The organism is Akkermansiaceae bacterium (assembly GCA_024233115.1).
GTDB lineage: Bacteria > Verrucomicrobiota > Verrucomicrobiia > Verrucomicrobiales > Akkermansiaceae > Oceaniferula.
In genome coordinates, this window is record JACKQB010000003.1 from 61,012 (window position 1) to 75,004 (window position 13,993).

Below are 13,993 nucleotides of genomic sequence, written 5' to 3' on the forward strand. Positions count from 1 at the left end.
GATTGGCTTGAATTGGCCGGACTTATTCAGCCGCCCCGTTCTCGTCCGGTTGTACTGGTGGAGGCACCATACCGCCAGGGAGGATTTGAAGACGGAATCCATTTTTACCATCTTCACCAAAGTTGAGCCGGTCAAGGCGGTCACGCACGTCGTCAGGCACGGCGGCTTTATCCTGTTCCGTCTCGTAGGGGCCTTCAAACTGAATATTGCCAGCTTTATCCTTCACAATAACCTCGCGTTTGCCATCAATGGTCTTCATGGTGACGGACCCATCGTTGTCCATCATGGTGATGGATGCGGCCGCATTGAAGTTGAACTTCTTTAACTGCTTGCCGGCTTTAGGCTTATCTCCTCCATTGGGAGCGGCCTTACCAGGAACGGCACCATCAAGGAGTCCACCGAGGTCAAATTGCATCCCCCCGTTTTTCTCTAACTGCTTACGCATTTCCTCGATGTGCTTTTGCATTTGTTCCTGCATCCGCTTGCGGTCGGCTTCTGGGATATCTCCCATTCCTTGCAGCCAGGGGTTGCCGGCACCGGGAATCATTTGTGGCATGTCGGTACGTTCACCGAGAGCTACTTTTTTCTCCTCGGCTTTGCCTTTGTGAATGTATTTGAGGGTGACCTCATCACCAGGCTGCCTGGCGGAAACGGCATCACGCAGGTCCTGCTGTGAGCCAATTTTTTTTCCGTCAAACTCGGTTAGAACATCGTGCGATTCGATGCCGGCCTTTGCCGCAGCCGAACCCGGGACAACATGATAAATGGTCAGGCCATTTCCTTCCTCAAGACCGAGGTGAAGCGACAGTGTCTCCGAAGCCGGGGCACCGCCGAGTCCAATCATAGCGAGTTTCTTCGCTGCTTTTTTGTTTTCCTTGGGCGCTTCTTCGGCAGCCGCTTCCGGGTTGCCTTTTGCCTTGGGCGCTTCTTCGGGCGCAGGGTTCTCAATCGCAGCAACTGGGAGTGCCAGTGCGACGAACGCAATACCTGCGAGCCCTTTCACGCAAGTGATCAAGTTAGTGGTGGTTTTCATATTGATTGATTGTGTTAGTTGTATTTGTTTGTAAATCGATCAGTGGTCCTCAGAGATTCATTTTGCGAAAATCAATTCTTCAAACAACTGGTTCCGATCCATTCATCGTAAGCCTGTTAGCTCGTAAATTCACCAACTGTGCAGACTCTGGTGATGGAGCGATCAAGTGAAGAATTTTTGTCTTAAAAAATTAATTCGTTTCGACCGGAAGCAGCATGTACCTGACACCAGGGCGCTTGATTTCGAATTCACGTCCCTGGTCATCCTGCACTTTTACGCGATCAATATAATCAACCCGGATGCAGCGATGCGGAGTATTGTCACCGGCGATGATCACGCCGTTGTCGCTTGTGTTGGTCACATTGTGACTCAGCGAGTCAGGTATGAGCCAGGCATCATGCGGCTCCACATGCCCCACCATGGATAGCGCCGAATTGTCAGGCCGGTTAACCCCGGCAACTGGCGTGGACTCCTGGGAGGATGAGTCGTTGAGGAAGTGGGGTGACACAAGAGCCATGGCCGCACCCAGCATGGCAACCGCAGCGGCAGCGGCTAACATTCCTCCACTGGATTTTTTCCCGGCCGATGTCCGGTCGCCGCCACTTTCGCCGAAGGGAACGACTTTTTCTTCCACGGGTACCTGTTCATGCCACCGGTCCATCGCCCGGACCATGCGGTTGAGCATATCCGTCGGCATGGTCGCCGGTGCCATGTGCCCTAGGTGGACTTCCAACTCATCAAAGCCGTGTGAAGCTGAAGAAGCGTTGGTATCTGTCACAGACATGGATTGCTCCATGCTGCCTAGCAGGCTCTGTGGTACGGAGCTAGGCACAAGGCTGGACAGCTGTTGCTCAAGCTCACGCAATTCAGGGGTGAGTTCATGTTCTGGTGTTATTGACATGACAGTTTAATGGTTGGTTGACTGACTGATTGGAAATGGGAAATGGGAAATGGGATAATCTTGGTCGGGCTTAGATGTCATCTTGACAGCGGGAGGGCTCGAGGCTTTTTCTAAGGCGTTCAAGCCCATAGCGATACCGGGACGCCACCGTGTTTAGGGAAACCCCTAAAATTTCGCCGATTTCGGCAAAGGTACGCTCCCCCCATATTTTCATCACGATGACTTCGGAGAATTTATCGGGTAGCTTTTTGAGACCGTTTTCGAGAAGGTTGCGCATTTCATCGCTGGATGCCCCGCTTTCAAACCAGGGGTCGGACAGGCCTCCGGTTTCGCCCCTGCGATCGGCTTCTGCTTTTTCTTCGCGCTTGGAGCGGCGGTCGTTTTTTCGGCCAAGATCAATGGCCAATCTCCGGATGGCTGTGTAGAGGTAGGGTTTCCATGATTCCTGGCCACCGTCGAAGGTTCCCTCATCGACTTTGCGGGCCAGCTTGACGAGGGCGTCCTGCAGGACATCCTCGGCATCTTCTGCGGTCCGCGTTTGCTGTCGTGCGAAAAGCAGCATCCGTGAACCGTTCTCGGCAAGCCATTGCCCCCATGCATAGCCAGATGAAGCTGCGGGGTTTGATGCCGTCCCCCTCCCGCTGGCTTGCATGCTGATCGTATTTTCCGACTCGGTATCGGACTCCACATTCTTCATCGTGTGGGCGAGACTTGCTTGGGCACTGTTCACAGGGTTCTTGATTTCATTATCCATAGCGTCGCATCGATCCGGTTTTGTGCAAGTGGACCAATGAAAATTTACCACCAATCCCCTGTTTGTAACGCCGATTTTTAAACTTCTCTTCTCAACCACAGGCCTGTGGGGAAGGCTGGCGATCGTGAAACAGCAGCAGTATCCCCATCAGCAACTCCTTTACCGCCGCGCATCAGCCCGTCGCAAGCACCACTCGGTAATCAGCACCGGACTCAACCGCAGCAGGATAAAAAATTGACCTCAGAAGATCAGGCCTTCTGAGGTCTTGTTATGTCGTAGCTACTCGGCTACGACATGTTTATAGGATTGGTCGGGGTTGGTTTACTTGTTTTTTTTCTTTGGCTTTTTAGGAGCCTTTTTGGCTTTGCCCTTACCTTTGCCGTTCGCTGCGAACTCCTCCTGACTGAGGAATCCATCGCTGTTCTTGTCTTTTTTCTCAAACTGCTTTTTGGCTTTGGCTTCGTCTTTGGCTCCTACGGAGAATTCGGCCAGGCTGATTTTACCGTCTTTGTCGGTGTCAACTGTGGCGAATGTCTTCTTAGGCTTAGCTCCTTTGTTCCCTTTTTCTTTGGCAGCAGATGCTACTGAACAGAAAAGGAGACTGCAGAGACCGATACTGATGAGTTGGTTGATTTTCATGCAAGCACGTATACCCCGGAAAATTGCAAAAGTTGCGAAAATAATTTGAGGACAGAAATTTATTTTGGGGACAGGGGGGGGCCAGAGCGCCAGTCCATGAATGTGACCGCCACTGGGACGGGGAATTGAGCACCGTGTCGGTCGCCCGACAGGAGAATGGCCAAGGTGTCTTTCCTTGCGTCGAGCCACTTTCACCCTTTCCCAAGACTATGATGCCACGGCAAGCACGCGGTTCATACATCTCGCCGTTCCCCGCACTGACTGGTGCCAAGCCTGAAAACTGCCCCCGTAATCCGCATTTGTGCAGAATGGGAGAAGGCCTCTGTTCGGCAGTTGCTGCGGTTGTGTTGCTGCCCTTGGTGTGGATCGGGATGTCGTAGTGGAAAAATACCCACCTCCAAGTCCTGCCAGACCTATCAGCCAGCCTGCGCGGTGGCAATAACAAGGGACGACAACAAGGTGCGTATTTTCAGGAACTGCATGCACCACCTCATACGCCACCGGCATTATTCTTCTTTCAGACAGGTATCTACAATCAGCCCAGCCCCCACAACAGGTGGTTTTTTTCTCGGAGTCGTTCTTCAGTCACTTTCGTCGGGACCCGTCCCCCAGTCTTTATTGGGCTCGGGGCCCAGCCAAATTTCGAGCACGCCGCCCTTGGCGAAGTCCTTGTGATGGAACCAGCAATTGAGCAGCGGCTTGCCATTGAGTTTGGCTTTCTGGATGTAGCAGTTTGCCCCGCTGTTGTTGTAGGTCTTGATTTGAAACTGCTTGCCGGCATAGTACCGGGGGTCGAGGGTGATGGTGACCTCACCAAACTCCGGCGCGGTGATCTCATAGACGGGTTCCTTTGAGCAGGTGCCCCTGAGACTGAACAGCCCGAGTTTCATCAAGGCGCTCACCCCGCCCATCTGGCCCTGGTCCTCATCGTGACCGCCGTAGCCGACATTCGGGTTGGTGCCGCCGTAGGCCTGCCGACTCACACGCCGAACCCAGTACTGGCTCAGCCAGGGGTGGCCGGCGTAGTTGAAAACGTGGGCGTTCGAGCAGCCCGGCTGGTTGGCGTAGCTGATCTTCCCGTGTTTGTAAGTGTAGACAAAATGAGAGTCCGCCCCCTCCTCAAAAGCCAGGTTGAGCATTTCGGCGAGCTTGTCGTTTCCGCCCATCAGGTGACTGAGTCCCTTGATGTCATGGGAGACGCCGAAGGTGCCCTGCCAGTCGTTTGCCTCGATCCATTTTCCACTGAGCAAATGGGTCCTGGGATTGTAGAATCGCTTCCATTCGTTGATCACGGGTTGAAAAGACTTCGCCACCTGGCCATGGCCCATTTCCTCGGCCATGTTCGCCAGCGCCCAGTATTCAAAGCCACTTTGGACGGCGCGCCCGGTGTGTCCGGACAGGCGCACCGGGTGGTCGCGCATCATCGTTTGATAGGCCTTGTCTGCATCGACCTTGGTTAGAAGCCCCTTCTGCCAGGTCGCGGTGATCAGGCTCGTCGCCGGATTCCCGCCCATGATCCCCGTGTATCCCCCGGCACTCGGCCCGTTAGGCAGGCGACCACCGACATCCGCATACTGAACCATGGATGCGGAAAACTCATCGAGAACCTCCGGCCAGCCCAATCCCCACAAGGTGTTGAGGTTCCACATGGTCAGCCACAGGGCATCGGAGTTGTACATGTGAAACCTCGGCTTCCCGTCCTTGTCCCTGGGCACACTCTGCACGACCAAAGGCACCAGGCCATCCTTCCCCGCCCTGCCCATGTAGGACGGAAAATCCCCGCTGAAGTCATCAATTTTATGACGACCTAACAGGACGTGCCAAAGATCGGTGTAGAATTTAACCCTCAGCTCATCCTTGCCCCCCTTGACGGCGATCTTGCCAAGCCATTCATTCCAAACCCTGCGCGAGTCATTCCTCACCTGGTCAAAATCCCAGTGCGGGCACTCGGCAGCCAGGTTGCGGCGCGCATTCTCAATACTGGTGTAGGAGATGCCTATTTTCACCTTCACCTCATCGCCGGCAGCCACCCCGTAAGCGAGGGAAACCCCGGCCTGCTCTTCGGGCAGGTTCTTGAAGAGATACTTGCGTTTGTCCTGATTGAGCCGTTGGTCTTGGACCGGGTTGGCAAACTCCCGGATGTTGATGAACTTCTCCGCCGCCCCTCTCCAGCCGTCCATGCGCTGTATCGGCCGGTCGAATTCCATCACGTAGTACACGTGCGAGAGCTTCGGCCCGCCCCACAACCGGTCGGTCATGCCGTGCGAGCCCTCGATGCGGGTGGGGCCGACCAGTTTGGCCCTACCGTCGACATAACTGGTGGCACCGACAAAACCACCCAGCTGAAGGAGCAGCCGGGCCTTGGCCGCCTCACGGTATTTCAAGCGGTAAAATGCCGTGCGTTCGGTCGATGTATACTCCACCTGTGTCTTGTAGCGGTCGAGAAAGAGTTTGTGATACCCGGGTTCGATGACCTCGGTGTCGTGTGAAAATGACGACTTCCACGCCTTCTCGCCGAGGTTCGCATGCACCTCGCCGACGACAGGCATGATGTTGACGCCCGACATTATCCAGGCGTGGATCTGGGCGAAGCCGAGGATTTCCGTGCTGTTGTAATTGTAGCCACCGCCCCCCTGGTTTTTGTTGCGCGTGTAGGCCGAGGCGCAAACCATGCCGAACGGGCGGCTTCCGGGTGTGCAGAAAAACCAGCGTCCGCGCCCGGTTTCAATCGTCGGATCAACATAGGAAACAAAGTCGGTGAATGCCTTCGGTTTCGCCGCCGGGCGGGCATCCGGATCATAGTATGCCTCCAACTCGGAGAGGCCGATGTGCGAGCCAACACCATCCACGACCGACAACGTCATGCCGCTCACCGTGCGTGGCTCAAAGACGATCGTCGCCGGTGAGCCGTCGTTAGGGACGGCAAAGGCATGTTCCTCGGAGCCATCGGAAAACTTCAGCACGCAGGCCGCCATGTGCTCGTCCTGGGTCGGGCGGTCATAGATCACCACCTTGTTGATTTTTTGTGGCGTCTTCCATTTCAACTTCAGTTCCGGGTAGTCAATCCATCCGAACCAGGCGTTCGGGCTGACGCCGATCCATTCACCGCTGCCGGGTTGTTGTTTGACCCCATCGGCAACCGCCGACGGGTTTTTACCAGGCCCCTGGATCGAAGCCAGCGGCACGACGTTCTTCATCCCCTCACCCAGTGCCGAGGCGGAGCACAGCAACAGGAGTGTGAAGGACAGAAAATGGAGACTTCTTATTTTGTTTTCCATAGACATTCTACTGTCGCCAATGACTACTTCATTTCAAAGCATTATTACTAATTTCCAGTGGCAACCCTTGCGTTTATGAACATCACTAAAAACATCCCGAGCAGTCAGGGGGCAACACCTCAACGGGAAATACAGACACATTTCACCTTGACTCCGATCAATGGTTAAGTAGGGTTCGCACACCGCATTCAAACGTTTCTTCTCATGAAAACCCTCAGCTTACTTCTCCTCTCATCCGCTCTTGTCGCACTGCCTGCCCACGCCGTCACCGTCGCCAGCTGGGATTTCACCGCCGCCAGCGGCCAGCTCAACGACACCTCCGGCAATGGTCACAATCTTACCAACGGAGGAAATGTGACATTCAGCACATCCACGGGCGCTGACTTCGACGGAACGAATGCTGGAGACCTTCAAGGGGCCTACAATGCCAGCATCGAACCCGGATCCATCGGAGCTGGCCAGGTATGGTCGATCGAGGTCACAGGGGTTGTGCTGGATGCTACCAACAGTTTCCGCACCGTCTACAGCAGCCGTAGTGCTAATGGATATGGAACGGTCATCTATCGTTACAATTCAGCATGGCAATTCTGGACGGGTAAGGGTGTTACTCCTGATACTGATAAATGGAATGTTGTTAGTGTAGCTGCACCATCAGGCGAACAAACCCTGACCGCCTCCTGGGACGGAACCACAATGAGTCTCACTGCGGATAACGGCACCACCTCGGTGTCGAACTCGGGCACACCGACAACCGTCGGCTTCAACGACGGCTCAAAAAATTTCGCCTTTGGCAACGGAGGAAATAGTATTTCCGAATTTTTCCTGGACGGACGCATCAAGACGGCGACCATCGCCGTGGTTCCGGAGCCGTCCACCACCGGTTTGCTCGCCTTTGCCGGGCTGGCCCTCGCTTTCAAACGGCGCAGGCTGTAAGGCTGCTTTCAAATACCCGCCCATCCCCTTTGGTGCTGCGGCTTCTTGTGCACAGACGGCCATCATGCCCGGAGGGGCGACATACGTATCGGCAGCATGGACTATTCCACGGTTTCATGACCTTACTGTGCTTGTTCCCGGGCCTTCAGGAGAATGAAGCGGCTCAGTATTCGTTCAGGCGGATCAGGCGTTGGTTTCCTGGCTCCCCCACTAGGGCCACCGGCTCGTTGCCAAAGCTTTCCAGCAAGGCGGCGTCTGTGAGCACTTTCTCGTCGGGTTTGTTTTGTTTCCCCCTCTCTTCCGTGGCGTCCGCGAGACCTGGGCCACTAGGGGAATCGGGGTTCTGGTGGTAAATACCGAGACCTGCCACGAGGGCCAATGCCGCCGCCACGGCACCGGCGTTCCGCGCCCGCCGCTTGTGCTTGTGAGTTCGCGCCGCGCCCAACATGACGTTGAGGGCTTCCTCCTTGAAATGACCGTCCGCAGGTGCATCCAGCACCTCGAGAATGTTGTCTCTGTGATCGTTTTCGTTCATGTCTGTTAGAGTTGTTTGGTTTCTATTTCGTTTTTGATCTTGCCTCTGATTCGGCCCAACCGTGACTCCACCGCCTTTTCTGTTAGTCCCTTCTCTTGTGCGAGATCACGCACACTGCGTCCTTCAAAATATTTTCCTTCGATCAGTTTGCGGTCGTCCTCGCGCAGTTCACCCAGCCCCCGTTCCAGGGCCGCGAGCAGACCGTCCTCATCCGGCACATCCGGTGTGGTGTCGCGTGCCAGCAAGCGGCTCCGCAGTCTCTGAAAACGCCCCTGCTGCCGGCATTGATCAGCGATCGAAGACTTCGCCAGTCGGGTGAGCCAGCACCAGAAAACGGTTTCATCTTTGAACACTTTGACATAGCGCACCACCCTGAGAAGGGTCTCCTGCATCGCGTCTTTCGCCATCGTCTCGTTGCCGCTGGCAAGCGCCATGTGATAACGGAAAAGCCGATCGAACCAAGCCTGATGAAAGGAGGCAAACGCCCGCTCGTCGCCCCTTTTCATCTGTCTTGTCAGTTGCTCTAACATCATCCCTGAGGTGGTCGTTCAATCACTGAGGCCATGGCCAGGTTTCAAGCGCGGCTACTGATCTTTTGCGGCGGTAAGCTTCTCGAAACTTTGGCGGGCCACCTCAACGACCGTGCGGCCACCCTTGGCGACAACCAGACCGGTGCCTGGGTGGTATTTGAGATCCAAGGCGTCCTTGGGACAGGCCAATTTGCAAACGCTGCTGATCTTCTCCAGCAAGGCCTCGGCTTTTTGGGCGTCCCACTTGTTAGATCCATTCGCGCCACCCAGTTCGAGCACGGCGATTTCGGTCGTATTTGCGTTGGCGGCATTTTGGGGGCAGCCCGCAGGCGCAGGCGGGGCGACTACTGGATTAATTTTCAGGCAAAACACCGTGGGCGAAATGGTCTCAAGTTTGAGAGTTCTCATTTCGTCGGAAAGCACCACCGCGATCAGCTTGAGCACATCTGACACCTTGGCGTTTTTCAACCGGATCGTGGGCAGCCTTTCCTCCTCAAGGGACTTGGGCGAACAGACGACCGAAAATTTCTTCTCCGTTCTAAGAGACAGGAACATCAGTGCATCGCCCACTGTGGCGTCATCAAAATTGACAGTATCGATGGCCTGATCCAGTTCCGCCAATGCCTTTTCTGTTACTGGTGGTTTGGCTGGGGCAGCCGGAGTAGCGGGCTCGGCGCTGCACAGGCCGATGGTGGCTGTAAAACCGGATGCAATCGATCCGGGGGGCATGGGAGAATTAGCGCTGTGTTTTCCCCCTCCAGGGTCGGGAATCCAGCGTGATTGTTTCCATCTCATGGCCACGCTCATTCACCAGCTTAAACTCAACCTGAAGCTTGTTGTCCATTTTACGGAATGCCAGTTCCCCGAAGGCCCATGTGCCGCCGGGATAGCCGAAGAGTTGGTATTTACGCCCCTTGCCATGGGCACCCGGTCCCGGAACACCCCCCATTCCGGCAACTTCCAGTTCATGGATGTGACCGCCATTGGGGCGGGGAATCGCAAAACCGCGTGCACCGTGTCGGTCGCCTGACAGGAGAATGACCAAGCTGTCCTTCCTGGCGTCGATCCACTGGAAAATTTGCTCGCGCCCTTCGGTATCCCAAGTGCCCCAGCTGTCTTTGCCACTGGAAATATAGTCGCTCCACATGGTGCCGCCGCTGATCAGGATGCACGGTGCATCGGAGGACTCGAGCTGCTGCTTGAGCCAGTCCATCTGCTCCTTACCGAGGAAACTATTGAGTTTACCGCGTTGTTGATTCACCCGGCAGGACCGGGTATCGAGAGCAATGTGCTGTATGGGGCCGATTTGGGTCGAGAAATAGATCCCCTCGCGCTCCACTTCGCGTTCCGGGTTGTTCCAGTTGGCTTTCCACGCCTTGCGCAGGCCGCGCACATCGATCGGTTTGTTGCTGTTGGTGAGTGTTCCAGAAATATCGTCACCCCAGTAGTCGTGATCGTCCCAGGTAGCCGACACCGGTACATGGGCAGAGAGTTGTTGCCACGGCTGTGATAGATTGCGCAGCAAGTAATCGGCGTTGATCAGGCCGTAGTTGTCCTTGCGCCCATCAACCGCTGAATCCCCGAGAACCAGCATCGCCCGGTTGTCACGCTCGCGGATCAACTGCATCAGTTCTGGTCGGTACATGCCGACCTTGTGATAACAGGTGCCAAATGCGATGCGGAAAGGTTTTTCAGAAAGCTCTGCCGGCGCTGTCATAAATCGACCTACCCCCAAGGATATGTTAGAAGAGCCCGTGACCTCATAGGAATACGCCGTATCCGGCGCTAGCCCGTTGCATGCGATGCTGTGAATGCGTTCCTTCTTCGTGGATTGATAGGTGCGTGACTTCCCGCCCTTCACTGGGATCACACGAACTTGAACCTGCCCCGGGTCTGGAAGATTGAGCCAGACAGCAACACCTGTTGCCGTGGGATCGCCGAGCATAGGGCCGCCGAGTTTGGACCGGTTGAACCTCCGGCAGACCGCGGACAGCGCCTTCCCGGGTTTTTCTCCAGTCAAGGCCTCGCGACAAGCGGTGTAAAAGTCCAGCACCTCCTGAGCTTGATCCCCATACTGGTTCATGATCCGCAGATCGATTTCCAGAGTGCCAATGTGTGCGTCTCTCAGGGAGACAAGCTTCGGGTCGCTGGACTTGGCTGCGGTCGATGTCAGCACCCCACCAGCAGCAGCCGAAGTCAACACGACAAACCGCCTTCTCGTTAGATTCCGCTCATGCTTCATAGGTATGGCATTTCAATGCATATTCGGGGAAATGTAAACCAGCTACTCACAGAGCGACATCAAAAGTGAAGTTTCCCCCCACACTAGAATGCTCAATGACGCGCCCCAGGGGAATGGGTGGTCAATCGCACCATTTTTCCAACAGACACGATGTATAACCTTGGACGGTTGCGAAGCGGAAACGCCCCCCGTTTTCTGGCAGGGTTATTTTGCCAGCCAGAGGCCTGTCAGGCTTGCGGGGTTTGTGGCTATGGCTTCGGGATTACCAGCGGCTACGATCTGGCCGCCGTGTTTGCCGCCACCGGGACCGAGGTCGATGATCCAGTCGGATGCCCGGATCACATCCAGATTGTGCTCGACGATGACCAGTGAGTTTCCGGCATCGCGGAGTCGGCGCAAAACACCCAGCAGCACCTGGACATCGTTGTAGTGCAGACCCGTGGTCGGTTCATCGAGCAGGTAGAGGCAGTGGCCGGAGTTGGGGCGCGACAGCTCATCGGCGAGCTTGACACGCTGGGCCTCACCGCCGGAAAGCGTGTTGGCAGGCTGTCCTAGATGAATGTAGCCAAGCCCCACATCGCAGAGGGCATCGAGGATACGGCTGAGTTTGGGTACGTTTTGAAAAAACCTGGCGGCATCCTCGGCGGTCATTTCCAGCACTTCGGAGATATTGAGCCCTTTGTAAGTGACTTCGAGCGTCTCCCGATTATAGCGATGCCCGGCACAGGAATCACAGGTGATGTAGGCATCGTTGAGGAAATGCATGTCGATGCGGATGGCACCGTCGCCCTGGCATTTTTCGCAACGCCCCCCTTTGACATTAAAACTGAACCTTCCGGCATTGTAACCACGTTGACGCGACAGCGGCAGCTTCGCAAACAAAGCACGGATGAGGTCGAGGGCACCGGTGTAGGTGGCGGGGTTCGAGCGCGGGCTGCGACCGAGCGGTTTCTGGTCGACTACCACCACTTTATCGATCAGTTCGATGCCGTCGATGCGGTCGTGCGCACCCGGACTGGCGCTAGAGCGGTAAAAGTGGCGCGCGAGAGCCCGGCGGAGGATCGCATCGACCAAAGTGGATTTGCCGCTGCCACTGGGGCCGGTGACCGACACCATGAGACCGAGCGGGATGGCTACATCGATGCCTTGCAGGTTGTGTTCGCGGGCGTTGCGGATGACGAGTTCGCCGGATTTTGTTCCGTGGGTGATCTCGCCGTCGTCCGTCACATCACCAGCGAGCCATCTTCCGGTGATCGAGTTGTTGTTTTTTGCGACGGCACCGGGTGTTCCGGCAGCCAGGAGCTCGCCGCCACGGCTACCGGCTCCCGGGCCAATATCGATCACCCAGTCGGCGGCGCGGATGGTGTCCTCATCGTGTTCAACCACGACCACCGTGTTGCCGAGGTCACGGAGTCGTTTCAGGGCCTCGATGAGTCGGGCATTATCCGCGGAATGGAGACCGATGCTAGGCTCGTCCAAGACGTAGATCACACCGGACAAACCCGCCCCGATCTGGGTGGCCAGCCGAATCCGTTGCGCCTCCCCCCCCGAGAGCGTATTGCTGGCACGGTTGAGGGTAAGGTAGGAAAGACCGACGTCATCAAGGAAGCTGAGCCGACGTGTGATCTCGCCGACAACACCCCGTAGAGCATCACTGCGGTCTTCGGGAATACGGACATTTTTCAACCAGGCCAGGGCGTCTTCCACGGGCAAGGCCGAGAGTGCATCGATACCCAACAACTGGCCATGATCATCTTCCAACATCACCGCGAGGATCTCGGGTTTGAGTCGCCTGCCTTCGCAACGGGCGCAGCGGCTCGAAGTCATGAACCTGGCCATGCTGCGGCGCACCGCGTTGCTTTTGCTTTCCCGCGAAAACCGCTCGACGGTGCGGCACAGGCCTTCGAACTCCTGGACAAATGGCCGCTGGAAGCCGTCTTTTTCCCAGATGACCTCGATTTCCTTGCCATGGGTGCCGTAGAACAGCGCTTTTTTGAAAACCTCTGGCAGACTCTCGAAGGGCGCGTCAGGATCGGCACCGAATGCAGCCGCGAGCGCGTCCACCTTTTTTCCCTGCCAGCTCTTTTTACGTTTGTTGCTCTTCCAGATAATCACGGCGTTATCGTTGAGCGACTTGCTCTGGTCCGGCACGATCAGGTTGGGATCACAGGCCAGCTCGGTGCCCAGGCCGTGGCAGAGGGGGCAGGCACCATGGTTGGAATTGAAGGAAAAATGCTTGGGGGTCAACGCTGGCAACTCAAATCCCGTGGCCGGATTCCGATAGCTCGTCAGGAAGGAGATTTCACGAAAATCATCATCCCCCGGCTCCATCACCAGTGCCAGCGACTGGCTGCCACAGATACGAAGCGCCGCCTCCACCGAGTCGGCCAGCCGGCTCATCACCCCATCGCGGATGACCAACCGGTCCACGACCACTTCGATATGTTTGACCCTTTTCGGCCAGTGCCCGGAAGCCTGGTCGAGCTCCAGCATCTCACCGTTCACCCGAATGCGTACAAACCCCTGTCGTTGGAGGTTTTCCAGAAGGGTCTCCGCGTCTGCCGCCTCCTCCCTGGGGATGGGGGCAAGCAGAACCACCTTGCTGTTTTCAGGACGACTGGCCAGGGCGTCGATAATGTCTTTGGTCGTCATTTTCTCCAACCTCTCCCCCGTTTCCGGATCGTGGGGAATCCCAATGGCCGCGTAGAGAATACGCAGGTAATCGTAAATTTCAGTGGCCGTCGCAATGGTCGACCTCGGGTTCATGCCCCCGGTCCGCTGTTCGATGGCAATGGCGGGACTCAGCCCCTCGATGGAATCAACATCAGGTTTGTCAAACTGGTCGAGAAACTGCCTGGCATAGGTACTGAGGCTTTCGACATAACGCCTCTGCCCTTCGGCGTAGAGAGTGTGGAATGCGAGCGACGACTTGCCGCTGCCGCTCGGGCCAGTGATCACAACGAGCTTTCCCCGCGGGATTATCACGTCGATACCGCGCAGGTTATGCTGCCGGGCTCCTTTGATTACAATTGCGTCCACGCCGATGTCTGTAAACCATGCGTCGGAGGAAATCCATTGTTCATTCACGGTACTTGCAATCTTCATCCCGCCTTTTAGGATCGCGCGTAACCCCAGAGCTTCTGAACAG

General features: G+C 56.1%; 11 protein-coding genes. 1 reads left to right on the forward strand and 10 read right to left on the reverse strand.

What is annotated here, in order from left to right; all coding sequences use genetic code 11:
- Positions 1-22 precede the first annotated feature (22 nt).
- From H7A51_08190 to H7A51_08210, 5 genes are all read right to left on the reverse strand, one after another.
- The gene (locus tag H7A51_08190) at positions 23-1,033 is read right to left on the reverse strand and encodes a PDZ domain-containing protein (protein ID MCP5536198.1); all 1,011 of its coding nucleotides are present in this window, start codon (positions 1,031-1,033) and stop codon (positions 23-25) included.
- Between the two features lie 190 nt (positions 1,034-1,223).
- Positions 1,224-1,934 (reverse strand): hypothetical protein, encoded by a 711-nt coding sequence (locus H7A51_08195; GenBank protein ID MCP5536199.1) that lies wholly within the window; start codon positions 1,932-1,934, stop codon positions 1,224-1,226.
- Between the two features lie 70 nt (positions 1,935-2,004).
- On the reverse strand, positions 2,005-2,586 hold the full coding sequence (locus tag H7A51_08200; protein ID MCP5536200.1) for a sigma-70 family RNA polymerase sigma factor: 582 nt from the start codon (positions 2,584-2,586) through the stop codon (positions 2,005-2,007).
- 423 nt (positions 2,587-3,009) lie between these two features.
- Positions 3,010-3,327, reverse strand: coding sequence for a hypothetical protein (locus H7A51_08205; GenBank protein MCP5536201.1), 318 nt, complete (start codon positions 3,325-3,327; stop codon positions 3,010-3,012).
- Positions 3,328-3,908: 581 nt separating this feature from the next.
- Positions 3,909-6,605 (reverse strand): glycoside hydrolase family 92 protein, encoded by a 2,697-nt coding sequence (locus H7A51_08210; GenBank protein MCP5536202.1) that lies wholly within the window; start codon positions 6,603-6,605, stop codon positions 3,909-3,911.
- Positions 6,606-6,809: 204 nt separating this feature from the next.
- Between H7A51_08210 and H7A51_08215 the strand changes: the two genes are divergently transcribed.
- Positions 6,810-7,538, forward strand: coding sequence for a PEP-CTERM sorting domain-containing protein (locus tag H7A51_08215; GenBank protein ID MCP5536203.1), 729 nt, complete (start codon positions 6,810-6,812; stop codon positions 7,536-7,538).
- A gap of 163 nt (positions 7,539-7,701) precedes the next feature.
- On the opposite strand, the gene H7A51_08220 is transcribed toward H7A51_08215, so the two are convergent.
- The 5 genes from H7A51_08220 to uvrA form a co-directional block, all read right to left on the reverse strand.
- Positions 7,702-8,073, reverse strand: a complete 372-nt coding sequence (locus H7A51_08220) for a hypothetical protein (protein MCP5536204.1) — start codon at positions 8,071-8,073, stop codon at positions 7,702-7,704.
- A 5-nt stretch (positions 8,074-8,078) separates the two neighbouring features.
- Positions 8,079-8,579: an RNA polymerase sigma factor gene (locus H7A51_08225; GenBank protein ID MCP5536205.1), complete on the reverse strand. Its 501-nt coding sequence runs from the start codon at positions 8,577-8,579 to the stop codon at positions 8,079-8,081.
- 78 nt (positions 8,580-8,657) lie between these two features.
- On the reverse strand, positions 8,658-9,332 hold the full coding sequence (locus tag H7A51_08230) for a hypothetical protein (GenBank protein MCP5536206.1): 675 nt from the start codon (positions 9,330-9,332) through the stop codon (positions 8,658-8,660).
- 7 nt (positions 9,333-9,339) lie between these two features.
- A complete protein-coding gene (locus H7A51_08235) occupies positions 9,340-10,845 on the reverse strand; it encodes a metallophosphoesterase family protein (GenBank protein MCP5536207.1) in 1,506 nt (501 codons plus the stop codon).
- Positions 10,846-11,049: 204 nt separating this feature from the next.
- Complete coding sequence (uvrA, locus tag H7A51_08240; protein MCP5536208.1) at positions 11,050-13,950, reverse strand: excinuclease ABC subunit UvrA; 2,901 nt, start codon at positions 13,948-13,950, stop codon at positions 11,050-11,052.
- Positions 13,951-13,993: the final 43 nt, after the last annotated feature.

What these genes read in the sequence shown, in the direction of transcription:
- H7A51_08190 (MCP5536198.1), bottom strand. Translation starts at nt 1,033, where the DNA reads ATGAAAACCACCACTAACTTGATCACTTGCGTGAAAGGGCTCGCAGGT.
- H7A51_08195 (MCP5536199.1), bottom strand. Translation starts at nt 1,934, where the DNA reads ATGTCAATAACACCAGAACATGAACTCACCCCTGAATTGCGTGAGCTT.
- H7A51_08200 (MCP5536200.1), bottom strand. Translation starts at nt 2,586, where the DNA reads ATGCAAGCCAGCGGGAGGGGGACGGCATCAAACCCCGCAGCTTCATCT.
- H7A51_08205 (MCP5536201.1), bottom strand. Translation starts at nt 3,327, where the DNA reads ATGAAAATCAACCAACTCATCAGTATCGGTCTCTGCAGTCTCCTTTTC.
- H7A51_08210 (MCP5536202.1), bottom strand. Translation starts at nt 6,605, where the DNA reads ATGGAAAACAAAATAAGAAGTCTCCATTTTCTGTCCTTCACACTCCTG.
- H7A51_08215 (MCP5536203.1), top strand. Translation starts at nt 6,810, where the DNA reads ATGAAAACCCTCAGCTTACTTCTCCTCTCATCCGCTCTTGTCGCACTG.
- H7A51_08220 (MCP5536204.1), bottom strand. Translation starts at nt 8,073, where the DNA reads ATGAACGAAAACGATCACAGAGACAACATTCTCGAGGTGCTGGATGCA.
- H7A51_08225 (MCP5536205.1), bottom strand. Translation starts at nt 8,579, where the DNA reads ATGAAAAGGGGCGACGAGCGGGCGTTTGCCTCCTTTCATCAGGCTTGG.
- H7A51_08230 (MCP5536206.1), bottom strand. Translation starts at nt 9,332, where the DNA reads ATGCCCCCCGGATCGATTGCATCCGGTTTTACAGCCACCATCGGCCTG.
- H7A51_08235 (MCP5536207.1), bottom strand. Translation starts at nt 10,845, where the DNA reads ATGAAGCATGAGCGGAATCTAACGAGAAGGCGGTTTGTCGTGTTGACT.
- uvrA (MCP5536208.1), bottom strand. Translation starts at nt 13,950, where the DNA reads ATGAAGATTGCAAGTACCGTGAATGAACAATGGATTTCCTCCGACGCA.